This window comes from Actinoallomurus sp. NPDC050550 (genome assembly GCF_040655075.1).
Classification (GTDB): Bacteria; Actinomycetota; Actinomycetes; order Streptosporangiales; family Streptosporangiaceae; genus Actinoallomurus.
The window spans coordinates 97,230-122,157 of record NZ_JBFAJC010000022.1 but is presented as its reverse complement, the minus strand read 5'-3'; the positions used below and the strand labels follow the sequence as shown (position 1 = coordinate 122,157).

Sequence of the window (24,928 nt, the reverse complement as noted above, 5' to 3'; positions counted from 1 at the left end):
CCCTACCGCTACGGGCGGTCAGTCCTTGCGGGCCTTGCTGGGCTGGACGCGCTTCGGCTCGCCCTCCATCTTCGGATAGTTGGGCGGATACGGCATGTCGCCGAGGCCGCGATCGCGCTCGTCGCGGTCGGCCCACTCCAGCAGCGTCTCGAGGGAGAACGCCTGATCGTCGATTGCCGCGTGGAGGTCGCCGAGCTTGGCGAAGCGCTCCGGCATCGTCGCGATCGTGAAGTCCTCGGGCTCCACGTCGGGCAGCTCCTCCCAGGTGAGCGGGGCCGAGACCGGGGCGTACGGCTTCGGGCGGACGCTGTAGGCGGAGGCGATGGTGCGGTCGCGGGCGTTCTGGTTGAAGTCGATGAAGACCTTCTCGCCGCGCTCCTCCTTCCACCAGTTCGTGGTCACGAGGTCGGGCATCCGGCGCTCGACCTCACGGCCGAAGGCGAGCGCGCAGCGACGCACCTCGGTGAAGGTCCACCGCGGCTCGATGCGCACGTAGATGTGGACGCCACGGCCACCAGAGGTCTTCGGGAAGCCGACGAAGCCCAGCTCGCCGAGGATGTCGCGGACGGCCTCCAGCGCGGTCTTCTTCGCGTCGGTAAAGTCGGTGCCGGGCTGCGGGTCGATGTCGATCCGCAGCTCGTCGGGATGGTCGACGTCGTCGCGGCGCACCGGCCAGGGGTGGAAGGTAACGGTGCCGAGGTTGGCGCACCAGGCCACGCTCGCGAACTCGGTGGGGCAGATCTCGTCGGCGTGGCGCCCGCTCGGGAAGGCGATCCGCGCCGTCTCGATCCACTCCGGGGCGTTCTTCGGGACGCGCTTCTGGTAGAACGCGTCACCCCGGTTGTCGGCGCGAGTGGCGATCTTCGCTCCCTCGAACACCCCGCCCGGCCAGCGCTCCAGCGTGGTCGGCCGGTCGCGCAGCGCGCGCAGGATACCGTCGCCGACCGACAGGTAGTAGTTGACCAGATCCAGCTTGGTGTGCCCGCGAGCCGGAAAGTACACCTTGTCCGGATTGGTGACCTTGACGACGCGATCTCCGACCTGGATCTCCACGAAAGGCGATGCCATAACGGCACGGTACAACCGCCCGCTGACAGATCATCCGGCGACGTGCACGGGAAGGCCGCTCCGCGTCTCTTACGGGGGTCTTACGGCGGCGGCGGTCCGGAATGGCCGCCCAGGGCCCCTGGTTGTGCAGGACATGACAGTCATTCGCAAGAGCGATGAAGAGTGGAAGGTCCAGCTGTCGCCCGAGGAGTTCCACGTCCTGCGGGAGGCGGGCACCGAGGCACCCTGGTCCGGCGAGTACGTCTCCACCAAGACGGAGGGCGTGTACCGCTGTCGCGCGTGCGGCGCGGAGCTCTTCCGCTCGGACACGAAGTTCGACTCGCACTGCGGCTGGCCGAGCTTCTACCAGCCGACCGAGTCCGACGCGGTCACGCTGCTCCGCGACAATTCCCACGGCATGGTGCGGATCGAGGTCCGCTGCGCTCGCTGCGACTCCCACCTGGGGCACGTCTTCGAGGGTGAGGGCTACCCGACCCCGACCGACCAGCGGTACTGCATCAACAGCGTCTCGCTGAACCTCGAACCCGCCGAATGACCGGTCAGGGGACGCTGCCCAGGCGGCAGTCGTCGCCGGAGTCCATCTTGTTGGCGAGGACGGGATACCCGTCGCTCTGCCGGGCGTGGACGAACACGACCGGCGCCCGGTCCCGGCTCTCGAGGTAGGACGCCGCGATCCGGCACAGGGCGGTGGCCGCCGGCGCGTTCGCGTCGGAGGCGGGCAGGTCGGTGTAGACGCGGAGGATGGGCGCGGTCCAGATGACCTGCCGCACGTGCGCGGCGACCGCGCCGCCCTTCGCCCGGTAGTACGCCAGCGCGGCCTCGTCCCGGGCGTCGTCACGGGACGCCGGCGCGGTCGGCGTCGCGCTGGGGGTGGCCGTGGCCGGCCGTGGACGGCCCACCTCGACCGCCGGCCGGCCCGGCCGTCGGGGCGGGGAGCCCGGCGTGAGCGCGACGATGAGGACCAGCACGAGACCGGCCGCCCCGCCGAGGGCCACGCACACCGGACGCGTGGCCGCGCCCGGCGACAGCCGGGCGATCATGCCGGGCGCGTCGGCGGGCGGCCGCACGTGTCTGCCTCTGCGACGCCGCGATCGAGTCACGCGTGGAATACTCCGCCGCGGCAAGGCGACCCACCCGCCCGATGAGCAAGTCATCGACGGCCCTTGACCCGTGGATGAGGATGCGGCCGGGTTACGGCAGGGCGGCGACCAGCTCGGAGACCGGCTTGCGGGCGCCGGTGTAGAACGGCACCTCCTCGCGGGTGTGGCGCCGGGCCTCCGCTCCGCGCAGGTGCCGCATGAGGTCGACGATGCGGTGCAGCTCGTCCGCCTCGAAGGCCAGCATCCACTCGTAGTCACCGAGCGCGAACGAGGAGACCGTGTTGGCCCGCACGTCGGGGAAGCCGCGTGCCATCTTCCCGTGCTCGGCGAGCATCGCCCGCCGCTCCTCGTCGGGCAGCAGATACCACTCGTAGGACCGGACGAACGGGTACACGCAGAGGTATCCGCGCGGCTCCTCATCGGCGAGGAACGCCGGGATGTGGCTCTTGTTGAACTCCGCCGGCCGGTGCAGGGCCATCGCCGACCACACCGGCTCGGAGGCACGGCCGAGCGCCGTCCGCCGGAAGCGGTGGTAGATCTCCTGCAGGTCGTCGGAGGTCGGCGCGTGCCACCAGAACATGTAGTCGGCGTCGGCGCGCAACCCGGCGACGTCGTACAGGCCGCGCGTCGTGACGTCCTTGGCCGCCGCCTGCTCGAGCAGGTCCTCGACCTCGCGGGCGACCGCCGCGCGGTCGGCCTCGGCCAGGTCACGGACCCGGAACACCGACCACATGGTGTACCGGATCACCTGGTTGAGCTCGCGTGCCTTCGGTCGGCCCGTCTCTGCGGCACTCACGGTCGCACTCCTCTTCGCTTTCCGGGGGATGCCGGGGTTCACCCGGGCCGGCCGCCCCGCTCACCGACCGGCTCATCGCTTCGATCCGATTCTCCCCGACCGTTCACGTGTTCGAGCACCCGGGCCGCCGCGAGGCGGGCGGATCCGACGCACGCCGGAATGCCGACGCCGTCGTAGACGGCGCCGCACACCGCGACGCCGGGCAGCGTCGCGACCGCCGCGCGGATCCGCGCGACCCGCTCGAGATGCCCGACGGTGTACTGCGGCAGGCCGCCGCCCCACCGGGTGACCCGCGTGTCGATCGGCAGCTCGTTGACGCCGCTGGTGCGGGCCAGCTCCGTCAAGGCCGCCGCCTTCAGCTCCTCGTCGGAACGCTGGAGCGCCTGCTCGTCGCCGTACCGGCCGATGGAGCAGCGGGCCACGATGAGGGTGCCGTCGGTCAGGTGCGGCCACTTGGTGCTGCTGAACGTGACGGCCTTGACGTCCTTCGTCTCGACGGCGGGCACCAGGTATCCGCTGCGGCGTGGCGGCTCGGGGAACGCCGTGCCCGCGTACGCGAGCGTGACGACCGCCATGCTGGCGTACTCGACGCGGCCGAGCTCGGCCGCGGCCGACGGCGACGCGTCCTTCAGGAGGCGTCCGGCGGGGCGGGCGGGCACCGCGAGCACGACGGCGTCGACCTCGAGGGACTCGGGATCGCGCGTGGGACCGACGGTGAGCCGCCAGCCGCCGGGCGTACGGGCCAGCTCGCGGACCATCGCCTCGGTGCGCACGACACCGCCGAGCTCGGCGACCTTCGCCGCCAGCGCGCCGGGCAGCGCGCCCATCCCGTCGACGAGCGTGGTGAACAGCGGCCCGGGAGCGGCCGGGGCCGCCTCGGCCACCGTACGGGCGGCGGCGATCAGGGACCGGCGGCTCCGCGAGGCCGCGGCCAGGCCGCCCATCGTGGCCTCGAAGGACAGTTGGTCGACGCGCCCGGCGTACACCCCGCCGAGCAGCGGCTCGACCAGGCGGTCCACCACCTCGCGGCCGACCCGCGCGCCGACGAACTCGGCCACCGACACGTCCTCGCCTCGCGGCGTCTCCGGGCGAACCAGGTCGAGGGGCACCCTGGCGAGGCCACCGGGCGAGAGCACCTGGGAGCGGGCGAGGGCGACCAGGTCGGACGGCACGCCCATGATCTGACCGGCGGGCATGGGGTGCAGGGCGCCACGGCTCCAGATGGCCGACGAGGTGGTGCCTGGGAAGGTCAGCCGGTCCCCCAGACCGAGCTCGCGCACGAGTTCCAGGCCTTCCGGACGCCGTGCCAGCATCGCCTCGGCACCTTCGTCCACGGGAACGCCGGCGATCTCGCTCACCTTGAGCTTGCCGCCGACGTCGGCACCGCCTTCCAGGAGGGTGACGCGGACGCCGTTCTTGGCCAGCTCGTACGCTGCGGTCAGCCCGGCGACGCCCCCGCCGATGACGGCGACGTGAGCGCGATGTGCCTCATCGGTCATGGGTCCAACGATGGCAGACGTTCCGGACGACCGGCATCCAGGGTCGCGGCGCGTCCCCTGATCGCAACGCGCCCCGTGTCCGGCGAAACGACGGGCTCGCGGCTTCACCGGCGGGGTCGCGACGGGCTGGCGGGCGTTCACCGCGTTCGTGAGCGGACTCGCGCTGGTCCTCGGCTGGGCACTGCCGTTCCTGACCGTCGCCGCGTTGATCGGCCTGCCGCTGTACGGTCTCCGGCGCCGCAGACACCCCTCGGAGTCCAAAGCCGATCGGCCGGAGGCCGCCTGACCGTGGTCAGCGGGCCGCCGACTCCTCGTGTACGAAGTCGACGAGCCGGGCCAGCATGTCGGGATCGGTCGTGGGCAGCACGCCGTGGCCGAGGTTGAAGACGTGCCCTTCGGCGGTACGGCCCCGGGCGAGCACGTCGCGGGCACGCGTCTCGATGACGTCCCACGGGGCGAACAGGATCGCCGGGTCGAGGTTGCCCTGCAACGCCTTGCCTGGCCCGACGCGCAGCACCGCCTCGTCGAGCGGCACCCGCCAGTCGACGCCGACGACGTCGGCGCCGGCCTCCCCCATGAGGCCGAGGAGCTCGCCGGTACCGACTCCGAAGTGGATGCGCGGCACGTCGTACGGCTCGAGAGCGGTGAAGATCTTGCGGCTGTGCGGCAGCACCGACGTGCGGTAATCCTCCGGGCCGACGCCGCCCACCCACGAGTCGAACAGCTGGATGGCGCGCGCCCCCGCCTCGACCTGGATCTTCAGATACGTCGCGGCGATGTCGGCGAGCCGGTCGAGCAGCCGGGCCCACAGCTCGGGCTCGCCGTACATCATCGCCTTGGTCCGGTCGTGGGTCTTGGACGGGCCGCCTTCGATGAGGTACGAGGCGAGGGTGAACGGGCCCCCGGCGAACCCGATCAGCGGGGTGCCGCCGAGCTCGCCGATGAGCGCGCCGACTGCCTCGGTGACGAACGGCACGTCGGCGGTTTCGAGCGGGCGCAGCCGGTCGACCGCGGCGGCGTCGCGGATCGGGTCGGCGATGACGGGGCCCACGCCGGGCTTGATGTCGAGGTCGATGCCGATCGCCTTGAGCGGGACGACGATGTCGCTGAAGAAGATGGCGGCGTCGACCGCGTAGCGGCGCACGGGCTGCATCGTGATCTCGACGACGAGGTCGGGCCGGGCGCACGCCTCGAGCATCGGGATGCCCACCCGGGCCTCCCGGTACTCCGGCAGCGAGCGGCCCGCCTGGCGCATGAACCAGACGGGGGTGTGCGGCACCGGCCGGCGACGGCAGGCGAGCAGGAAGGCGCTCTCCTCGCGCTGTTCCGGCCCGGCCCCGTGGGGCCCGCTGTCTTGCGGCATGACGGTGCGCTCCTGTCTGATTTTCGCGGAAGGTGCGGGCATGCGGCCCGCTCTGGATCGTCCCACGAATGGGCGTCGCACCGCGCACCACCCCGCGATACCCGCGAGCCTGGCGGTGCGCTGGAACGGTCCCGTGCTCGATGGCGCTCGCCGGCGCGAGCGCGGTTCGCGGCGCCCCACGCGCCGTCCTCCCTCGTCCGGTCGCCGCTCCCTGCGCTCCTCAGTCCAGACGACGCGCGCCGCTCACAGGGGTCTCGCGGTCCCGTACGATAAGCCCGCGACGACGTCTGGCGGACAGACCGCGGGGCATGGCCCTACGTCCGTTATGAGAATCTTCAGGACACGCCGAGCGATGTCCTGCAATCACGCCGGGGCGCATGCGAACGTGTGAACGCTCCCCCTGCCGGATCGAGGGAGGTCACCGAGATGGCCCTCACACGTCATTGTTCCGCCTGCGATGGCGAACGCCGCTTCGAACAGCCGCCGTGCGCGGACGGCCACGGCGCGGACTGCCCCGAGTGGGCGTGTGTGGACTGCGGCATGGCGATCCTGATCGGCGACGCGCCGGCGCTCCCCGTGATCGCCCACTCCGAGGCGGCTTGAGGGCCGCTGTGCACATGCGTGAGTCAAATCGTTCCCAGGCGTGCCAGGTGGATCGGCCGTACGCCCGATGACGGCCTCGAACGACCCCGTACCCGGACCGTTCCAACGCGTGATCGAGACGCTGCGGGCCATGGTCGACGCCGAGCCCGCGCGGCCCGAGCTCCTGCTCGAGGACATGCCCGCGCCGCAGCGGCTGGCGCCCTACGCCGCGGCGATCATGGCGACGGTGTACCGGGAGGACGATACGGAGCTCGCCGTCGGCCGTCTGATCGTCTTGTACGACCCCGAGGGGCAGCGCGGCTGGGATGGGGACTTCCGCTTGGTCGCCTACGTACGGGCGGAGCTGGAGCCCGAGATCGCCGCCGACCCGCTGATCGGGCCCGTGGGGTGGAGCTGGCTGACCGAGGCCCTCGACGCGCACCGGGCCGGGTACAAGGCCGCGTCGGGCACGATCACCCGGGCGGTTTCGGAGAGCTTCGGTGACAAGGACGCCGATCCGGCGACGACCGAGCTGGAGCTCCGCGCTTCCTGGTCACCGACTAGTGAGGATATTGCAGGGCATATCAGCGCATGGTGCGATGTTCTATGTCAGGCGGCGGGCTTGCCGCCCGCGGGAGTGACCTCACTGCCGAGTTCCGGAGTTTGAACACATACGGTAGGCGCGTGGAAGTGTCGGAAGCAGAAGTCGTACCCCTACTTGAACCACGGGAGGGCATCCCTCCGGTCATCGAGACGCCGGAGGCGCTCCAGAACGCGGTCGAACGCCTGGCCGCCGGGAAGGGCCCCGTAGCGGTGGACGCCGAGCGCGCGTCCGGATACCGCTACGGCCAGCGGGCCTACCTCGTGCAGCTTCGTCGCTGCGGTTCCGGAACGTTCCTGATCGACCCGGTGCCGTGTGCCGACCTGTCCGCGCTGGACGCGGCGCTCGCCGACACCGAGATGGTGCTGCACGCCGCCAGTCAGGACCTGCCGTGCCTGGCCGAGCTCGGGCTCGTACCCCGCCGCCTGTTCGACACCGAGCTGGCGGGGCGGCTGCTCGGCTATCCCCGCGTCGGCCTGGGCACGATGGTCGAGACGGTCCTCGGCTTCACGCTGGAGAAGGGCCATTCGGCGGCCGACTGGTCCAGCCGCCCGCTGCCCGCCGACTGGCTCCGCTACGCCGCCCTCGACGTCGAGCTCCTGGTGGAGCTGCGCGACGCACTGCAGCGGCAGCTGGGTGAGGCGGACAAGCTGGGGTGGGCCGAGGAGGAGTTCGCCGCGATCCTGGCCACTCCCCCGAAGGAGCCCCGGCAGGACCCCTGGCGGCGCACGTCCGGCATCCACCGCCTGCGCAGCCGCCGCAGTCTCGCCGTCGTCCGTGAGCTGTGGACGACCCGTGACCGGATCGCCCGCGAGCGCGACCTGTCCCCCGGCCGGGTGCTGCCCGACTCCGCGATCGTCGAGGCGGCGCTCGAGCTCCCGCGGACCCCGGACGATCTGGCGGCGCTGGCCTCGTTCCGCGGGCGCAACACCCGGCGGCACGCTCCGGCCTGGTTCCGGGCCGTGCAGCGAGGGCGGACCCTCCCGGATGCCTCACTGCCCGAGCACAGCATCCCCGGAGACGGGCCGCCGCCCGCCCACCGCTGGGCGGAGCGCGACCCGGCGGCCGCCGAGCGCCTGAGCGCGCTGCGGGCCGTGGTGGCCGCGCTGGCCGACGAGCACACCCTGCCCACGGAGAACCTCCTCCAGCCCGACACCGTCCGGCGGCTCGCCTGGGATCCGCCGGAGGAGGTGACGGCCGAGTCGATCGGCGTCGTGCTCACCGCGCTCGGGGCCCGTTCCTGGCAGGTGGAGCTGACGGCGACGCCCCTCGCCAAGGCGCTGCTCCGGCTGGCCGCCAAGCGTGAGGTCTGACCACCCGCCGGGTGCCGATCCGATCGTCACCCGGCGGCTCGTGCTGCGGCGGCTGGAGCGCGGGCCCGCGCGTGCGCTCGCCCGGGGCGACTCCTCGGGGATCGTGGCGGCCGGCGGGTGGCCGACGGACGCGACCGCGATGGTCGCCCACCGGGCGGCCGCCGACCCCGGCGCGCTCACCTGGCTGATCCACCACGAGGGCGCGGTGATCGGAGAGTGCGGGCTCAAACACGGGCCTGGCCTCGACGGGACGGTCGAGATCGCCTATGGCCTCGGTGGTCCCTGGCGGTCGCGGGGGTACGGCACCGAGGCGATCCGCGGCCTCCTGGGATGGCTCGAAGGATCCGTCGCCTGCCGCCACGTGACCGCCGAGGTGCATGAGGGCAACGTCCCGTCCCGGCGGCTCCTGGAGCGGCTGGGGTTCACCGTCGACGACCTCACGCCGCCGTACGTCTGGTACACCCGCACCCTGGGATGACGGCGGGCCGCCGTACGGCGGCCCGCCGCAGGGGGCAGCCGAGGTGAGCCGAAAACAGACACGCCCGTGAGACCTGAGAAGATGACGCTCGCCGCTCGCCGGCCCCTTCACGCTTCCAGATAGCGCAGTACCGCCAGTACCCGCCGGTTGGCATCCTCCGAGGAGGGCAGGCCGAGCTTGCCGAACACCGCCGCCACATGCTTCTCCACCGTGCCCGCGGACACCACCAGGGTCTGCGCGATGGCCGCGTTGGACCTGCCCTCCGCCATCAGCGCCAGCACCTCGCGCTCGCGCGCGGTGAGCGACTCGATTTCCGCGGTCCGCCGGCCGCCGCCCGCCAGCTGGGTGACCACCTCGGGGTCGAGGGCGGTGCCGCCGGCGGCGACCCGGGCCAGCGCCTCGGTGAACTCGGCGGTGTTGGCGACCCGGTCCTTGAGCAGATAGCCGACGCCCGCGGAGCCCGCGGCCAGCAGCCGGGTCGCGAACCTGGTCTCGATGTACTGGGAGAAGAGCAGCACGCCGGTGCCGGGGTGCTCCCGGCGGATGTCGATCGCGGCCCGCAGGCCTTCGTCGCTGTAGGTGGGCGGCATCCGGATATCGACGACGGTGACGTCGGGCCGGTGCTCGGCGACGGCGGCGCGCAGCGCGTCGGCGTCCGCGACGGCGGCGCAGACCTCGTTCCCGCGCTCGGTAAGCATCTGGGCGAGCAGCTCCCGCAGTACGGCGGCATCCTCGGCGATCACGATGCGCATGGCCCGCATGCTCTCACGGCCTCCGGCTCCCGACGGGGTTTCACGCGTGCAGGGGGAGTTCGATCTCCACTGCGGTCGGGCCGCCCACAGGGCTGCTGATCCGAATGCTGCCGTCGACCGTGCGGACTCGCTGCGCGAGGCCCGGCAGACCCGTGCCCGTGCCGAGCGCGGCGCCGCCGCGGCCGTCGTCGGTCACCCACAGCCGCAGCCGCTCATCCCGCTGCTCGGCGCGCAGTGCCGCGTGCCTGGCACCGCTGTGCTTGATCACATTGGTCAGCAGCTCGGCCGCGCAGAAATAGGCGATGGTCTCGATGGCCGGCGTCGGGCGCTGAGACTCGTCCTTCGGCAGGTCCGCCGAGAGCTCGACCGGTACGGAGCTGCGCGCGGCGAGGGTGGCCAGCGCGTCCGGCAGGCCCTCGTCCAGCACCGGGGGGTGGATGCCGCGGGAGAGGTCGCGGAGTTCGGAGAGGACCTCGCCGGCGTTGCGGTGGGCGATCTCGACCAGCTCTCGCGCCCTCTCGGGGTCGATCACCGGTCCGCCAGCGGGGCCGAGCCGCTCCTTGGCCATGTCCAGGCTCATCGCCAACGCGACCAGTCGGACCTGCGCCCCGTCGTGGAGATCCCGCTCCAGCCGGCGCAGCAGCGCCGCCGAGTCGTCCACGGCCAGCGCCCGGGTCTCCTCCAAGTTGCGTACCCGCTGGGCGAGTTCGCCCGGCCCGAGCAGCGCGCGCAGCAGCCAGCGGTCCACCGCGACCACCCCGCGGGTGAACCAGGGGGCGGCGAGCAGCGTCAGCGCACCGATGCCGGCGGTGAGGAAGGTGCCGGCGAAACTGCCGGCGTGCGGGGCCCCGGCACCGCCCGGGAACGGCGAGATCGTCCGCATGACCGCGCCGCCGGCGGTGCCCACCTGCTGATAGACGACCGCCCAGCGCAACGGCGTGATGAGATCGAACCCTCCGATCAGCCACCAGGCCGCCGCGTACAGTTCGAAGACCGCGACCGGCAGCTTCACCAGCAGGTACGCGGCCGCCCGCCAGCCCGCCTCGTCCCGCAGCCGAGCGTCCAGCCGGGCGAAGAACCCGCCGGAGGAGCGGGGCTGCGCCGGCGCGGTGACCCGCTCCCCCAACAGGCCTGCGGCCAGGACCCGGTGGAGTGCCGCGAGGGCGCGGGAGAGGCCGAGGGCGAGGACGATCAGGGCCAGTCCCATGACGGCACCGACCAGCGAGGCGGTGAGCCCGACGCCGAGGGCAAGGAGGGCCAGCACGAGAACGAATCCGACCAGCGCGACCGGAAAGCCGAGGAGGCAGTACGCGGCTTCGGCCCAGGCGCGGCGAGTGAAGGGGGCGGTGAGGACGGCGCGTAGGGCACCCGGCCGGCCCAGGGCCTTACCCGCGGCCTGCTCGGCTACGGAATGCGGCACCGGGCCCGCCCGCTCCCGATGCTGCGCTGGTGACATGGCCGGAAGGAGTCGAAGTAGCCGGTGGTGAGCGTGCCAACGCCGGTGACATCGTCGTAGCCCGGGGTTGCGGCCAGGCTCTGGTCGAGGCCGAAGGTGTCGAGGTAGGGCTCGGTGGGGAGCCCTGGGGTCTGGTTGGCGACCGGTCCCGCGGCGAACATGGGAACGCCCTGGCCGAGCGGGTGGTCGGTGACGTCGTGGTAGGCCGAGGTGCCGTAGCGCGCGTAGATGACCGGGTTGGCGAACCCGATCGGCTCGCCCGCGGCCTGTTGGGCGTCGGCCTGCATGCCCGCGAACTCCGGCGTCGCGACGCTGGTCCCGCCGACGGCGATCTCCCGGTAGCCGGGCGGCAGCCCCTGGCCCGGGGGCACCGTGAGGCCGGCGCGGACGCCGGTGCCGCCGCCGGCGTCGGCCGCGACATCGGGCACGACGCGCATCGGCACGCCGGATCCGTGTGCCCGGCTGAGCGCCTCGGGCACCGTCTCACGCTGGTAGGACGGCTGCCCGAGCACGTCGCTGGGGCCGCCGCCCCCGCCGAAGGCGAACGCGCCCGGCGGCTGCGCCCAGTTCTTCCCATCCGGGGTCAGCCCGGTGATGTGGTCACCCCAGCCGGTCTCCCACAGGTACTGGCCGCGCGCCCCGATCGCCAGGCTGGTGCCGCCCACCGCCGTCACCCACGGGTCGCCGGCGGGGTAGCTGATCGCGGGCTTGGAGGGGATGGGATGGCATTCCCCGGTGATCTGGCAGTTCGATCCGTCACCGTGGTCCGCGGTGCCGTTGTAGAAGCCGATCCCCTCGGCCGCGCCCCGCTGGAAGATCTGCTCGTAAGCGGCGATCAGCCCGGGCGAGGGGTCGGGATCGTAGTGCCTGATCGTCCGCCCGCTGACGATCCCGGCGAGGTGCCGGTCGGTGACGGTGCCAAGCTCGTCGAGCATCGACAGGGCCTGATCGTCGTCGTCGCATTTCGCGCCGAGGTAGACGATGTCCGCGTCGGGCGCCATCCCGTGCACGGCCTCGATGGCCATGTAGTCCTCGGCGAACGGGAACTCCCGGCCGCCGCACGAGGCGTCCAGCCCGGGCGGGATGATCTCGGTGAACTGGCCGGGCCGCAGCGGCACGCCGTGGTCGCTCGCGAATCTAGCCACATCGCCCGCAGTCGCGGCGTTGCGCCCGGGGCCGACCACGGCGACTCGCACGCCCTTGCCGGTCAGGCCGGCCGGAACCCCATAGGCGCCGCGGAGTTGCTGCGAGGTGTAGCCGCACCCCGCGTAGGGCGCCGTCCGGCCATAGGCGGGCGGCAGATTCGTCGCCCGCCGTTGCCCGTAATACTCCGAGCAGGGCAACGTCGCGGCCGCAACGGACCCGGCCGGTGCCGATCCGGCCGCGCGCGAGGCCGGTGTGGTGGTGCCTGCGCGGCCCGGTGAAGCCGAAGCGGTCTCGGCGCGGCCCGGTGAAGCCGAAGCGGTCTCGGCGCGGCCCCGTGAAGCCGAAGCGGTCTCGGCGCGGCCCCGTGAAGCCGAAGCGGTCTCGGCGCGGCCCGGCACGGCGGGCGCGGCGGGCGTGCCGCCCGCCGCGGGTTTGCCGTCGGAGCCGGGCAGGCCGATCTCGGTCGGCGCCATGGTCAGCACGGCCCCGGCGACCCACGCCGGGACGCTGAGCCGCGCCCCCGGCGGGGGCGCCTGCTCGGTGAGCGCACCGACCCGGTAGCCGTGCCAGGCGGCACCGAACGCGCGCGCGGCCTCGGCCGCACTCCCGCGCACCGACAGGTAATGCGGGTTCGCCGCGGTGACGCCCAGTCCGGCGGCGGCCAGCCAGGACCGCACCGCCGCGACCTGGCCGCGCGCCGGATCGAACCGCCGCCGCACCTCGGCGGGCGTCAGGTAGCGATGGAACAGCGCGCCGTGTGGGTCGGCGACCGCCGCCGCGTAGGCCGCGAGCCCACGCGGGTCGCGCCCGGCCAGGTACACCCGAGCGGCGATCGGCGCACCGGCCGGCGCCGGCCCCAGATCCGCGGAGTCGGTGCCCCCGACCTTCGGCGGCAGCGTCCACAGCGGCACGTAGCCCGGCAGCCCGTACCGTCCGCCGGCGGGGCCGTGCCCGGCCACGAACGCGGCGGCGGGGGACGGCACTCCGGCGCACGCAATCGCGACGCCGACCGCCGCGACGCCCAGGATGCCACCGCCCCGCGGACGGCGGCCGACCGGCGGAACGCGCATTGATCTCACCTCGATGGGGGAAGGGTGTCTCGAACCGTGGTCTCGAAGCTATCCGCGCAGCCCTCCGCCCGGAATGCGGCTGACCTCCGTCTTCGCCTGGGGGATTTCCCCCAACCCGTGCGCCGGCCGGGCGGTGCACACGTACGCAGTACCCGCCGCGGGCCGTCCAGTTCGGCCGCGGCAATGAACGGGCGCTCGGCGTCGACCGCAAGTTCCTCGAACCGTGCCGGCGCAGCGGCCTCCCGCGGCCGCGGCGGCCGCGCCACAACATCGTCGCCACCCGCCCCTGAGCCGGCCGCCCGGTACCCGGGCAGGCGAACCGATGGCAGGCGATCGGCCTCCGCCCAGCTCAAACCTGTCGAGAGCGCAAGCGGGCCGGCTGATCAGCGGCATCGCCCGTCTCCTGCCCAGCCTGATCGGCGGCCGGACGAAGGGGCCGCTCTGCCTCACCGGCCGCAAGGTACGCGTCCAGCTCGCCGCCGCCGATCTAGACCCCGGCACCGGGCGAGCGCGGCTGTCCTACCGGCGCGCCGCCGAGTTGTTCACCGCGGCGACCGCGACCTACCCCAGCGGGCCCTGGACGCTGCGTCAGCTCCGCCACAGCGCCTTGACGCATGCCGCTGAGGACGGCGCGAACACCTCCACCCTGCTCGCGTTCTCCGGGCACACCGACGTCGCCGGCCTCGCCCGCTACGCCCGCGTCTCAGCCGACGCCCTCACCCACTGGCAGCACCAACCCGACCCCCAACCGACGACCCTGACCAGGGCGCTGCCCCCCCTTTTGGCTTACCTTGGCTGCCGCCGTACGGCACGGCCGGACCTACAGCACGGCCGGACCTACGGCGCGGTCAGGCCGTACGGCACGGTCGGAGCGGGCGGTCAGAGCAGGACGAAGGACAGTCCGCGGGCCTTCAGCTTCGGGATGACCTGACCCAGGGCTTTGATCGTCTCGGAGCGGTCGCCTCCGCCGTCGTGACACAGGAGGATGTCTCCGCCCTTGGCCTCCAGCAGGCTCCGCTTGATGCGGCGGGTGCCCGGTCGGGCCCAGTCGCGCGGGTCGATGTCCCAGTCGATCGGCAGCATCCCGTGCCGGGCCGCCGAGCCGAACACCGCGCGCGACCACGCCCCGCCGGGCGAGCGGAAGAACTTCGGCACGACCCCGGTGGCGTCGCAGATGCGCTCGTGCGCCTCGGTGATCTCCTTGTCGACCTTCCGGGACGACAGCGAGGCGATGTCCAGCGGGTGGTTCATCGTGTGATTGCAGATCTGGTGGCCCGCCGCGGCGATCCGCTGCGCCAGCTGCGGGAACTGCTTCACCTGGATGCCGATGAGCGAGAACGTCGCCTTCACGTCGTGCTCGGCCAGCAGGTCGAGCATCTTCGGCGTCCACTCCGGGTGCGGGCCGTCATCGATGGTCAGCGAGATCGCGTTGGGCGGTGCGGTCGGGAGGACGTCGTGCAGCGTGTGGATGGCCTCCTTGCGGCGCGGCAGCGGCGGCAACTGCGTCGGAGACGGAGGCTTGGGGGTGGGGGTGGGCGTCGGGGAGGTATCCGCGGGCGGGATGACGGCGCGACCCCGGGCGACAGAATGCCGGTTCGCGGCGGGGATCCCCTTGACTCTGTCTCCGGCGAGCAGGAGAGCGGCGCTGGCTGCACCGAGAGTGATCATGCGACGGCGCGTCACGACATCCCGAAACTCCACGTGTCAAACGCTATGCCCTAACTGGTACCGCTGGACACACGTGACCGGATCGCAACAGAGGAACCACTACAGGGACGTGACGCATTAGACACGGTAATCGGGCTTTGAGTGACAATCCGGGCTTGCGTTCAGCGACCCCCTCCCGCACACTCGGTTAGGTTAGGTTTGCCTAAGACTCCCCAGTTCGAAGGAGCGCGTCCCCTTGCTGCTCGGCAACTTCCTCATCGGCCTGCGCGAAGGGCTCGAAGCGTCGCTGGTCGTCAGCATCCTCATCGCGTACCTGGTGAAGTCGGGCAACCGACGGGCTCTCGCTCCGGTCTGGGCCGGCGTCGGCACCGCGATCGGGATCAGCGTCGCGTTCTGCGTGCTGCTGAGCTTCGCCTCGGGCGAGATGCAGTTCAAGACGCAGGAGGCCTTCGGCGGCACCCTCTCGATCGTCGCGGTCGGCCTCGTGACGTGGATGGTCTTCTGGATGCGCCGGGCCGCGCGGTTCATGAAGGCCGAGCTCGAGGGCAAGCTCGAGGGCGCGCTGTCCCTCGGCACCGGCGCGCTGTTCGCCGTGGCGCTCCTGGCGGTCGGACGGGAGGGCCTGGAGACGGCCCTGTTCCTGTGGACCAACATCAACGCCGCCAACAACACCACCGAGCCGATCATCGGCGCCGTGCTCGGCCTGCTCACCGCCGCCCTGCTGGGCTACCTGCTGTACCGCGGCGGACTCAAGCTCAACCTCAAGCGCTTCTTCACCATCACCGGCGCGGCGCTCATCGTGGTGGCCGCCGGCGTCTTCGGCTACGGCTTCCACGACCTCCAGGAGGCCGGGATCCTGCCGGGGCTCACGTCGTACGCGTTCCAGCCGCACACCTGGTTCCAGGGCATGGGCACCGTCGGCCAGTGGCTGCAGACCGCCCTGCAGGGCGTCTTCAACCTCACGCCTCAGGTGACCGTGGTCCAGGCCGTGATGTGGGTGCTCTACCTCGTACCGGTCATGATCCTCTTCCTCCGCCCGGCCAAGCCGGCCGCTCCCAAGCCGCAGCGGCAACCGGCGCCCGCCCAAGGCTGACTCCATACGCCTAGTCCGACCTCAAGCCCCCGGCCGTCCCGGCCGGGGGCTTTCGCGTTTCCGGATGAGAATATCTCTTGACCGACAAGATACTCTAGTATCAAGATGCTCTTATCCAGAGAAAAACTATCTCCGAGCGAACAGAGGTGTCGTGATGCGAGTACTGATCGTGGGCGGCGGCGTGGCCGGCGCGGTGGCGGGCATCGCCGCGAAGAAGGCGGGGCTGGACCCGGTGATCTACGAGGCGTACGAGCACAGCTCCGGCCTCTCCCACGGCGTCTACCTGACCGTGGCGGTGAACGGGCTGGACGCGCTGCGGGCGGTCGACGCCGACAAGGTCGTCACCTCGGCCGGCTTCCCCTCCGGCCACATGCGCTTCCTCAGCGGCACCGGCAAGCAACTCGGGGCCATGCCCCTCGGGCCGACGCTCACCGACGGCACGGCCACCCACACCATCCGGCGGGCGGACCTGTACGGCGGCCTGTACCAGGAGGCGGAGCGGCGCGGAGTCCCGATCGAGCACGGCAAGCGCCTGGTGGGCGCGACGACGGCCGGTGGGCGCGTGGTGGCGCGGTTCGCCGACGGGAGCACGGCAGAGGGAGATCTGCTGGTCGGCGCCGACGGCGTGCACTCGGCGGCCCGCTCCCTCATCGACCCGGCCAACCCGGGCCCGCGCTACACCGGGCTCGGCAACACCGGCGGCTTCACCCGCGACACGGGGATCGACGCCGAGCCGGGCGACTACGTCATGATCTGGGGGAAGAACTGCTTCTTCGGGTACACCGTGAGCCCCGACGGTGAGATCTGGTGGTTCGCCAACCCGCCTCGGACCAGGGAACGGTCGCGTGAGGAGATCCGCGCGCTGACGACCGACCGCCTCCGCGAGGAGCTCGTCGGCATGCTGTCGACGGACCGGACGCCGGGGGCGCGCATCGTACGGGCGATGTCCGGCGACTTCCCGCTGACCAACCAGTACGACCTGCCGAACGTGCCGACCTGGCACACCGACCGGATGGTCGTCATCGGTGACGCGGCCCACGCAGTCTCCCCCTCCTCCGGACAGGGCGCCTCCCAGGCCGCCGAGGACGCCGTCACGCTCGCCCGCTGCCTGCGCGACGCCCCGGACGTCCCGCGCGCGCTGACCGCGTACGAGACGCTTCGCCGCGAGCGCGTGGAGCGGGTGGTGGCCTGGGGCTCGGGGATGAACAACACCAAGAAGCAGGGCCTGACCGGCCGCGTCCTGCGAGACCTGGCCCTCCCGCTCATCCTGCGGAACGCCGCAGGTCCCAAGTCGATGGCGAAGATGGCGTGGCTGTTCGAGCACCACATCGACTGGGACGCGCCCGTCACGTTCTGACCGCCCGGTGCGCACGGCCACGGACGGACCGGGCTCCGAGCCCGGCCACGGACACGGACGGACCCGGCCCGAGCCCGGCCGCGTGCCGGGCGACCGCAGGCGCGCGACCGGCGGCGCACGGCGGGCGACCGGCGCACGGCGGGCGGCGGGCGACGGGCGACGGGCGGGCGGCGAGCGACCGGCGGCGACCCCGGGTTACCCGTCGGTCGTTACCGGCGAGTAACCTAGGGGTAGGAGTACCCAGGAGTGCTCCGCAGGCTCTGTCAGAAGGAGAACCGACCGTGCCCCGTACCGCACGTGACGTGGTCTTCGTCGACGGCGTTCGCACGCCGTTCGGCAAGGCGGGCCCCAAGGGGCTGTACGCCGAGACCCGCGCTGATGATCTCATCGTCCGGGTGATCCGTGAGCTGCGGAGGCGCAACCCCTCCCTGCCTGCCGACCGGGTCGACGAGGTCGCCATCGCCGCGACCACCCAGACCGGCGACCAGGGCCTCACGATCGGCCGCTCGGCCGCTGTTCTCGCCGGGCTGCCGAAGAGCGTCCCCGGGTACGCCATCGACCGTATGTGCGCCGGCGCGATGACCGCCGTGACGACCGTGGCGGGCGGCATCGCCTTCGGCGCGTACGACGTCGCCATCGCCGGCGGCGTCGAGCACATGGGCCGGCACCCGATGGGCGAGGGCGTCGACCCGAACCCGCGATTCCTGGCCGAGAAGCTCGTCGACCCCTCCGCCCTGGTGATGGGGTCGACGGCGGAGAACCTCCACGACCGGTTCCCGCACATCACCCGCGAGCGCGCCGACGCGTACGCGCTGCGCAGCCAGCAGAAGGTGGCCGCCGCGTACGACGCCGGGAAGATCCAGCCGGACCTGGTGCCGATGGCGATCCGCTCGCAGGAGAAAGGCTATGGCCTGGCGACCGCGGACGAGCCGCCGCGCCCGGGCACGACGCTGGAGGGGCTGGCCGGCCTGAAGACGCCGTTCCGGCCGCACGGCCACGTCACCGCGGGCAACGCCGCCGGGCTCAACGACGGCGCCACCGGCTGCATCGTCGCCGCCGAGGACGTCGCCGCCGAGCTGGGCCTGCCGGTCCGGATGCGGCTGGTCGACTACGCCTTCGCAGGCGTCGAGCCGGAGGTCATGGGCGTCGGCCCGGTGCCGGCCACCGAGAAGCTCCTGGCCCGCAACGCGATCACGATGGACGACATCGGCCTGATCGAGATCAACGAGGCGTTCGCGGTGCAGGTGATCGCCTTCCTCGACCACTTCAAGATCGCCGACGACGATCCGCGCGTGAACCCCTGGGGCGGCGCCATCGCGCTGGGCCACCCCCTGGCGTCCTCTGGCGTCCGGCTGATGATGCAGCTGGCCCGCCAGTTCGCCGAGCGGCCGGACGTCCGCTTCGGTCTCACGACCATGTGCGTGGGAATGGGCATGGGCGGCACGGTCCTGTGGGAGAACCCGAACTTCGAGGGGGGCAAGTGAGCACGGTGCAGACGTGGCGTTCCCAGCTGGACGCCGGGAATGTCGACCACGACGAGGTCGTGACGCACGCGCGCGTACGCGACGTCGACCTGCCGTACGGCGCGGGCACCATGGCGCTGATCACGCTCGACAACGGGTTCGACCACACCAAGCCGAACACCTTCGGGCCGCGCGGCCTGCTGGAGCTGAACGACGCCCTCGACCAGGTGGCGGCGCGTGACGACGTCGCGGCCGTCGGCGTCACCGGCAAGCCGTTCATCTTCGCGGTCGGCGCGGACCTCAAGGGCGTGTCGGCGCTGGCCGACCGCGAGCAGGCCAAGCTGGTCGCGCGGCTGGGACACGACGTGTTCCGGCGGCTCGGCGAGCTGAACGTGCCGTCCTTCGCGTTCGTGAACGGCGCGGCGATGGGCGGCGGCGTCGAGGTGGCGCTGCACTGCACGTACCGGACGATCTCCTCCGGCGTGCCCGCGCTCGCGCTGCCCGAGTGCTTCCTCGGCCTGGTTCCCGGCTGGGGCGGGACGTACCTGCTGCCCCGGCTGATCGGCGCGGAGAAGGCCCTCAAGGTCATCATCGAGAACCCCCTCAACCAGAACAAGATGCTCCGCGGGCCGCAGGCGTTCGAGCTGGGCGTCGCGGACGCGATGTTCGAGCCGGCGGACTTCCTGGAGGAGTCGCTGCGCTGGGCCGCCCGGGTGCTGACCGGCGAGGTGACGGTCGAGCGCGCCGAGGTCGACACCGGCAAGGCCTGGGACGACGCCGTCGCGCAGGCGCGGTGGTTCGCCGAGGGCAAGCTGCACGGTGCGGCCCCCGCGCCGCTGCGGGCGCTGGACCTGGTCGCGGCGGCCAAGGACCGCACCCGCGACGAGGGCTTCGCCGTCGAGGACGACGCCCTCGCCGACCTGATCATGAGCTCCGAGCTCAAGGCCGGCCTGTACTCCTTCGACCTGGTGCAGAAGCGCGCCAAGCGGCCCGCCGGCGCGCCCGACAAGGCCCTCGCACGGCCGGTGACCAAGGTCGGCGTGGTCGGCGCCGGGCTGATGGCCTCGCAGTTGGCCCTGCTGTTCGCCCGGCGGCTGAACGTCCCCGTCGTGCTCACCGACCTGGACCAGGAGCGCCTCGACAAGGGCGTCGGCTACGTCCACGCCGAGATCGACAAGCTGCTCGGCAAGGGCCGCGTCTCGGCCGACGAGGCGTCACGGCTCAAGGGCCTGGTCACCGGCTCGCTGACCAAGGACGCCTTCGCCGACGCCGACTTCGTGATCGAGGCCGTCTTCGAGGAGATGGGCGTCAAGCAGAAGGTCTTCGCCGAGGTCGAGGCGGTCGTCTCGCCGGAGTGCGTGCTGGCCACCAACACCTCGTCGCTGTCGGTGACCGAGATGGCGGCCAAGCTGAAGCACCCGGAGCGGGTCGTCGGGTTCCACTTCTTCAACCCGGTCGCCGTGCTGCCGTTGCTGGAGATCGTCCGGGGCGAGCGGACCGACGACGCCGCCCTCGCCACGGCGTTCGCGACCGGCAAGGCGCTGAAGAAGTCCTGCGTGCTGGTCAAGGACGCGCCCGCGTTCGTGGTCAACCGCATCCTGCTGCGGCTCCAGGCGGCGATCCTCACGACGGTGGAGGAGGGCACGCCGATCGAGGTCGTCGAGCGCTCCACCAACCCGCTCGGCCTGCCGATGTCGCCGTTCGTGCTCATGGGCCTGGTCGGCCCGGCCATCGCCCTGCACGTCGGCGAGACGCTGCACGCGGCGTTCCCGGACCGGTTCCCGCTCTCGGAGGGCCTGGCCAAGCTGGTCGCGGCGGGCAAGCCCGGGGTCTACCGCCCCGACTTCACGCTCGACCCCGAGGCCGTCGCCCTGTTCGAGGGCGGCTCCTCGCCGTCCACCGAGGAGCAGGTCCTCGCCCGGGCGCTCGACGCGCTCGCCGAGGAGATCAAGATCATGCTGGACGAAGGCGTCGTCGCGGCGCCGGAGGACATCGACCTGTGCCTGATCCTCGGCGCGGGCTGGCCGTTCCACCTGGGCGGCATCACGCCGTACCTCGACCGCACCGGCATCGCCGAGAAGGTCAACGGAGCCCGCTTCCACTCCTGACGTCGGCTACGAAGAGCGCCCCGGCACCTCGTGCCGGGGCGCTCTTCGCTTGATCAGGCCTTGTACAGCTTGATCCAGTCGACCTGCATGGTGCCGCCGGTGTGGGTGCGGCTGTCGCCGGGGAACCAGTCCAGCTGGATCGTCGGCGCGAGCGTGCCGCGCGGGATCGCGGCGCTCTTGGTGGTGTGGAACCACCGCTTTCCGTCGACGTAGCCGTTGACCTGCGTGGACGTTACCTCCACGGCGAAGGTGTGCCACTTGGTCAGGTCGACCTTGACTTGCTGCTGCAGCTGCTGGTCGTTCCCGTAGTGCAGGAAGAAGTTGGGGTGCGTACGGTTCGGGTCCTGGATGTCCTCCATGTAGTCGACCTCGGCGGGCTTGCTCTCACCCCAGAGCAGCAGTACGGGGTGGTAGCAGCCGCAGCCCTTGCCCGCGCGGACGCGGGTCTCCCAGCGGCCGTACTTACGGATGCCCTTGTGCCAGGCCATGCCCTCGGACCAGCCGTTGGCCAGGCCCGTGATCGTCAGGATGCCGTTCTTGACCTTGGCCTGCGACGGGCGCCGCTTGGTCTTCTCGCCGCCCGGCTTGTCCTTGCCCGGGTCCTCGTACAGCTCCCAGTCCTTCTTGTTGACGGCCTTGCCGCTGAAGTTCTCCACCCGGAGCGGCTTGCCCCAGTTGTACCGGGCGGCGGCGGTGCCGTCCGTCGCCTGCCCGGTCACGGGCGCGGCCTGTCGTGCGGCGTTGTCCGAGTAGCCGACCTTGGAGGCCTTCGACGACGAACCATCCGAGACGGCGATGCCGGTGACGACCGCACCGACGGCGACGGCGGTCCCGGCCGCGGCGACGGCGAGACGACGAGAGTGACGCATGGGACGACTCCTTCGAGGGGGGACAGGACACGGCGAGGGCCGTACGGCCACTCCCCCCGAAGCCGTCGAAGAGCATACGGACGTCTCAGACACATGTCGGGGGTTTCATTCAGCGTCGAACGCCTCGCGCGCCAAGATGAGACTCCGGTCCCGTACGGGGAGAGCCTGAAGTCCCGATGCGCTCGAAGTCCCGGTACGCGGCGGAGTCAGGCGTACGCGGACGGCAGGCGGGACGGAGTCAGGAGGTTCGCGGTCGGCAGGCGCGGCGGAGGGCGTCCCAGCCGGCGAGCTTGACACGTTCGCCGCGGGAGAGCGCCTGGGCGAGCGCGATCTCCTCGGCGTCGATGCCGAGCCAGTCGTCGTACGTCACCGCGCGGACGTTCCGCGCCTCCAGCAGCGCCTCGATGGACGGGTGCTCGTGGGCCCGGCCGTTCAGGTCGGCGAGCAGCGCGCGGACGGTCTCGGCGGCGTCGGCCTTGTTCGTGCCGATGACCCCGGTCGGGCCTCGCTTGAGCCAGCCGGCGACGTACTCCCCCGGTCGTGGCCGGCCGTCCTCGCCGAGCACCCGCCCGGTGTCGTTCGGCACGACGTACGCCCGTGGGTCGAACGGCACGCCGGGCAGGGGCACGCTCTGGTACCCGACCGAGCGCAGCACCATCCCGACCGGCAGGGTCACGTACGCGCCGGTGCCGACGACCCGGCCCTCGTCGTTCAGCGTCGTGTGCTCGAGGCGCAGGCCCTCGACCCGCTCGGTGCCGAGGATCTCCACGGGCCGCAGCCAGAACCGCAGGTCGAGCCGGCGCGGGCGGCCCTCGACCGGTTGTCCCGCCCATTCGCGCATGACCGCGACGTTGGCGCGCACATGCCGGTCGGACTCGGCCAGCGCGGCGCTCGCCGGGTCGAGCTCCATGTCCTCGGCGCGGATGTGCACCTCGGTGTGCGGCAGCCGGCCGAGCTCGCGCAGCTCCTTGGTGGTGAACTTGGCCTGCGCGGGCCCCCGCCTGCCGATCATGTGGATGTGGCGGACGGCGCTGCCGCCGAGCAGGTCGAGCACCGGCTCCGGCACGTCGGTGGCGCGGAGTTCGCCGGCGGTCTTGGCGAGGATCCGCGCGACGTCGACGGCGACGTTGCCGACCCCGATCACCGCGACCTCGTCGGCGGACAGGTCGACGTCGAGGTCGAACGCGTCGGGATGGCCGCAGTACCAGTTGACGAAGTCGGTGGCGGCGACGCTGCCGGGCAGGTCCTCCCCCGGCACGCCGAGGTGCCGGTCGACCATGGCGCCGGTCGCGTAGATCACCGCGTCGTAGCAGGCGAGCAGGTCGTCGCGCGTGATGTCGCCGCCGAGCTCCACGCCGCCGAGGAACCGCACTCCCGGCTGCTCCAGCACCCGCTGCAGGTAGCCCGCGATGGATTTGATCGACGTGTGGTCCGGGGCGACGCCGTACCGTACTAGGCCGTACGGCGTCGGCAGCCGGTCGAAGACATCGACCTGTACGTTCCCGTCCGCCTGCTTCACCAGGGCCTCGGCGGCGTAGATGCCCGCCGGCCCGGACCCGATGACCGCCACGCGGAGCGGATGTGTGTCCGCCACGTCGCCATTGTGCGCCCAGAGACGCCCGGTGTCAGGACCGACGGGGCCACATCACCGGGATTCGACCGACGGTTTAACCAGCGGTTCACCCGCGCGACTGTGGCGGTGGCCGTACCCGAAGTAGATGACGAAGCCGATGAGCATCCAGACCACGAACCTGATCCACGTCTCGACCGGCAGGTTCAGCATGAGGTACACGCAGGCCAGGACGGACAGGATCGGTACCACGGGCGACCACGGGACGCGGAACGACCGGGGCAGGTCGGGCCGGGTCCGGCGCAGGATCATCACGCCGATCGAGACGACCACGAACGCGAACAGCGTGCCGATGTTGACCAGGTCGGCCAGGGCCGACAGCGGGATCAGACCGGCGATGACCGCGACGATGACGCCGATGATGACGGTCATCCGGGCCGGCGTGCCGAACCGCGGGTGGACCTCGGCCAGCCACTGCGGCAGCAGCCCGTCACGGCTCATCGCGAAGAACACCCGGCTCTGGCCGAGCACGAGGATGAGCACGACCGTGGTCAGGCCGGCGATCGCCCCGATGTCGATGATCGTCGCGAACCCGGAGTGCCCGACCGCCTTGAACGCTTCGGCGAGCGGGGCCTCGACGCTCAGCTGCCGGTAGTTCTCCATGCCGACGACGACGAGTGAGACCGCGACGTACAGAGTGGTGCAGATGGCGAGCGAGGCGATGATCCCGACGGGCAGGTCGCGCTGCGGCTTCTTGGTCTCCTCGGCCGCGGTCGCGACGATGTCGAAGCCGATGAAGGCGAAGAAGACGATCGCGGCGCCCGCGAAGATCCCGGCCCACCCGTACGTGGATGGCGTGTAGCCGAACAGCACCTGGACCAGCGGCTCCTGGCTGCCGTGCACCGAAGGCGTCGGGACCGACCTCGGGACGAAGGGGTGGTAGTTCGAGCCCTTGATGAAGAACAGCCCCGCGAAGATCACGAACAGGACGATCGCGATCTTGATCGTCACGATGACCGCGTTGACCCGCGAGGAGACCTTGATCCCGAGGACGAGCACGCCCGTGACGATCACGACGATCAGGGCCGCCGGGATGTTGAAGGTGGCATGTTCTCCGGCCACGGAGGAGGGCAGGTCCCAGCCGAGGTCGCCGAGCAGGCTCTTGGCATAGCCGGACCAGCCCACCGAGACGGTCGCCGCCGCGAGCGCCAGCTCCAGCACGAGGTCCCAGCCGATGATCCACGCGGGCAGTTCGCCGAGCGTGGCGAAGGAGAAGGTGTACGCGGAGCCGGCCACCGGCACGGTGGAGGCGAACTCCGCGTAGCACAGCGCGGCGAGCGCGCAGGCGATGCCCGCGGCCACGAAGGACAGCGCGACCGCGGGTCCGGACTTCTCCTTGGCGACCTCGCCGGTGAGCACGAAGATGCCCGTGCCGATGATGACCCCGACGCCGAAGATCGTCAGATCGAGTGCGCTCAGGTCCCGCCGTAGTCGGTGTCCAGGCTCATCCGTGTCCTGAATGGACCGCTCTACCGATTTAGTGCGGAAAACACTCATCTGACTCCCTCTACGACGT

22 protein-coding genes and 1 pseudogene are annotated in these 24,928 nt (G+C 71.8%); 11 read left to right on the top strand and 12 right to left on the bottom strand.

The window, feature by feature from the left end; all coding sequences use genetic code 11:
- Positions 1-18: 18 nt before the first annotated feature.
- Positions 19-1,068, bottom strand: coding sequence for a non-homologous end-joining DNA ligase (gene ligD, locus AB0I04_RS28395; RefSeq protein WP_360890730.1), 1,050 nt, complete (start codon positions 1,066-1,068; stop codon positions 19-21).
- A 133-nt stretch (positions 1,069-1,201) separates the two neighbouring features.
- Between ligD and msrB the strand changes: the two genes are divergently transcribed.
- Complete coding sequence (gene msrB, locus AB0I04_RS28390) at positions 1,202-1,603, top strand: peptide-methionine (R)-S-oxide reductase MsrB (protein ID WP_360890727.1); 402 nt, start codon at positions 1,202-1,204, stop codon at positions 1,601-1,603.
- Between the two features lie 4 nt (positions 1,604-1,607).
- Here msrB and AB0I04_RS28385 read toward each other — a convergent pair whose 3' ends face one another.
- The 3 genes from AB0I04_RS28385 to hemG form a co-directional block, all read right to left on the bottom strand.
- Positions 1,608-2,135 carry a hypothetical protein gene (locus AB0I04_RS28385; protein ID WP_360890724.1) on the bottom strand — a complete coding sequence of 176 codons (528 nt, stop codon included), beginning with the start codon at positions 2,133-2,135 and terminating at the stop codon, positions 1,608-1,610.
- Positions 2,136-2,259: 124 nt separating this feature from the next.
- Entirely contained in the window at positions 2,260-2,901 is a 642-nt protein-coding gene (gene hemQ / locus AB0I04_RS28380) for a hydrogen peroxide-dependent heme synthase (protein WP_360890851.1), read from the bottom strand.
- A gap of 101 nt (positions 2,902-3,002) precedes the next feature.
- Positions 3,003-4,463, bottom strand: a complete 1,461-nt coding sequence (hemG, locus tag AB0I04_RS28375) for a protoporphyrinogen oxidase (RefSeq protein WP_360890721.1) — start codon at positions 4,461-4,463, stop codon at positions 3,003-3,005.
- Between the two features lie 97 nt (positions 4,464-4,560).
- Between hemG and AB0I04_RS28370 the strand changes: the two are divergent.
- A pseudogene (locus AB0I04_RS28370) lies at positions 4,561-4,749 on the top strand (DUF4349 domain-containing protein); the annotation flags it as partial.
- Positions 4,750-4,755: 6 nt separating this feature from the next.
- Here AB0I04_RS28370 and hemE read toward each other — a convergent pair.
- Positions 4,756-5,826: a uroporphyrinogen decarboxylase gene (gene hemE, locus AB0I04_RS28365; RefSeq protein ID WP_360890719.1), complete on the bottom strand. Its 1,071-nt coding sequence runs from the start codon at positions 5,824-5,826 to the stop codon at positions 4,756-4,758.
- A 426-nt stretch (positions 5,827-6,252) separates the two neighbouring features.
- Between hemE and AB0I04_RS28360 the strand changes: the two genes are divergently transcribed.
- The 4 genes from AB0I04_RS28360 to AB0I04_RS28345 all read left to right on the top strand — a co-directional run bounded on the left by AB0I04_RS28360 (position 6,253) and on the right by AB0I04_RS28345 (position 8,800).
- Positions 6,253-6,429: a hypothetical protein gene (locus AB0I04_RS28360; protein ID WP_360890716.1), complete on the top strand. Its 177-nt coding sequence runs from the start codon at positions 6,253-6,255 to the stop codon at positions 6,427-6,429.
- A gap of 67 nt (positions 6,430-6,496) precedes the next feature.
- The gene (locus tag AB0I04_RS28355; protein WP_360890849.1) at positions 6,497-7,075 is read left to right on the top strand and encodes a DUF3000 domain-containing protein; all 579 of its coding nucleotides are present in this window, start codon (positions 6,497-6,499) and stop codon (positions 7,073-7,075) included.
- Positions 7,076-7,098: 23 nt separating this feature from the next.
- Positions 7,099-8,322 carry a ribonuclease D gene (locus AB0I04_RS28350; protein ID WP_360890846.1) on the top strand — a complete coding sequence of 408 codons (1,224 nt, stop codon included), beginning with the start codon at positions 7,099-7,101 and terminating at the stop codon, positions 8,320-8,322.
- Positions 8,312-8,800 carry a GNAT family N-acetyltransferase gene (locus AB0I04_RS28345; protein WP_360890713.1) on the top strand — a complete coding sequence of 163 codons (489 nt, stop codon included), beginning with the start codon at positions 8,312-8,314 and terminating at the stop codon, positions 8,798-8,800. The genes AB0I04_RS28350 and AB0I04_RS28345 overlap by 11 nt, the downstream gene beginning before the upstream one ends.
- A 107-nt stretch (positions 8,801-8,907) precedes the next feature.
- On the opposite strand, the gene AB0I04_RS28340 is transcribed toward AB0I04_RS28345, so the two are convergent.
- The 3 genes from AB0I04_RS28340 to AB0I04_RS28330 are packed head-to-tail and all read right to left on the bottom strand — an operon-like array spanning position 8,908 to position 13,224.
- On the bottom strand, positions 8,908-9,552 hold the full coding sequence (locus AB0I04_RS28340; protein ID WP_360890710.1) for a response regulator transcription factor: 645 nt from the start codon (positions 9,550-9,552) through the stop codon (positions 8,908-8,910).
- Positions 9,553-9,592: 40 nt separating this feature from the next.
- Positions 9,593-10,972, bottom strand: a complete 1,380-nt coding sequence (locus AB0I04_RS28335) for a sensor domain-containing protein (protein WP_360890707.1) — start codon at positions 10,970-10,972, stop codon at positions 9,593-9,595.
- Positions 10,957-13,224: a protease pro-enzyme activation domain-containing protein gene (locus AB0I04_RS28330; protein ID WP_360890704.1), complete on the bottom strand. Its 2,268-nt coding sequence runs from the start codon at positions 13,222-13,224 to the stop codon at positions 10,957-10,959. The genes AB0I04_RS28335 and AB0I04_RS28330 overlap by 16 nt, the downstream gene beginning before the upstream one ends.
- Before the next feature lie 322 nt (positions 13,225-13,546).
- On the opposite strand from AB0I04_RS28330, the gene AB0I04_RS28325 reads away from it, so the two are divergent.
- Positions 13,547-14,155 (top strand): hypothetical protein, encoded by a 609-nt coding sequence (locus AB0I04_RS28325; protein WP_360890701.1) that lies wholly within the window; start codon positions 13,547-13,549, stop codon positions 14,153-14,155.
- On the opposite strand, the gene AB0I04_RS28320 is transcribed toward AB0I04_RS28325, so the two are convergent.
- Positions 14,104-14,925, bottom strand: a complete 822-nt coding sequence (locus tag AB0I04_RS28320) for a polysaccharide deacetylase family protein (protein ID WP_360890698.1) — start codon at positions 14,923-14,925, stop codon at positions 14,104-14,106. The two genes, AB0I04_RS28325 and AB0I04_RS28320, sit on opposite strands and share 52 nt — an antisense overlap.
- A gap of 202 nt (positions 14,926-15,127) precedes the next feature.
- On the opposite strand from AB0I04_RS28320, the gene efeU reads away from it, so the two are divergent.
- The 4 genes from efeU (at position 15,128) to AB0I04_RS28300 (ending at position 20,913) form a co-directional block, all read left to right on the top strand.
- Positions 15,128-15,985, top strand: a complete 858-nt coding sequence (gene efeU, locus AB0I04_RS28315; protein ID WP_360890695.1) for an iron uptake transporter permease EfeU — start codon at positions 15,128-15,130, stop codon at positions 15,983-15,985.
- Between the two features lie 154 nt (positions 15,986-16,139).
- Positions 16,140-17,342 carry an NAD(P)/FAD-dependent oxidoreductase gene (locus AB0I04_RS28310; RefSeq protein ID WP_360890692.1) on the top strand — a complete coding sequence of 401 codons (1,203 nt, stop codon included), beginning with the start codon at positions 16,140-16,142 and terminating at the stop codon, positions 17,340-17,342.
- Between the two features lie 281 nt (positions 17,343-17,623).
- Positions 17,624-18,826 carry a thiolase family protein gene (locus AB0I04_RS28305; RefSeq protein WP_360890689.1) on the top strand — a complete coding sequence of 401 codons (1,203 nt, stop codon included), beginning with the start codon at positions 17,624-17,626 and terminating at the stop codon, positions 18,824-18,826.
- Positions 18,823-20,913 carry a 3-hydroxyacyl-CoA dehydrogenase NAD-binding domain-containing protein gene (locus AB0I04_RS28300; RefSeq protein WP_360890686.1) on the top strand — a complete coding sequence of 697 codons (2,091 nt, stop codon included), beginning with the start codon at positions 18,823-18,825 and terminating at the stop codon, positions 20,911-20,913. The genes AB0I04_RS28305 and AB0I04_RS28300 overlap by 4 nt, the downstream gene beginning before the upstream one ends.
- Positions 20,914-20,966: 53 nt before the next feature.
- Here the strand turns inward: AB0I04_RS28300 and AB0I04_RS28295 are convergent, their stop codons facing one another.
- From AB0I04_RS28295 to AB0I04_RS28285, 3 genes are all read right to left on the bottom strand, one after another.
- Positions 20,967-21,782: a glycoside hydrolase family 16 protein gene (locus tag AB0I04_RS28295; RefSeq protein WP_360890683.1), complete on the bottom strand. Its 816-nt coding sequence runs from the start codon at positions 21,780-21,782 to the stop codon at positions 20,967-20,969.
- Positions 21,783-22,020: 238 nt separating this feature from the next.
- Positions 22,021-23,376, bottom strand: a complete 1,356-nt coding sequence (locus tag AB0I04_RS28290; RefSeq protein WP_360890680.1) for an FAD-dependent oxidoreductase — start codon at positions 23,374-23,376, stop codon at positions 22,021-22,023.
- A 51-nt stretch (positions 23,377-23,427) separates the two neighbouring features.
- The gene (locus AB0I04_RS28285; protein ID WP_360890677.1) at positions 23,428-24,909 is read right to left on the bottom strand and encodes an amino acid permease; all 1,482 of its coding nucleotides are present in this window, start codon (positions 24,907-24,909) and stop codon (positions 23,428-23,430) included.
- Positions 24,910-24,928 lie beyond the last annotated feature (19 nt).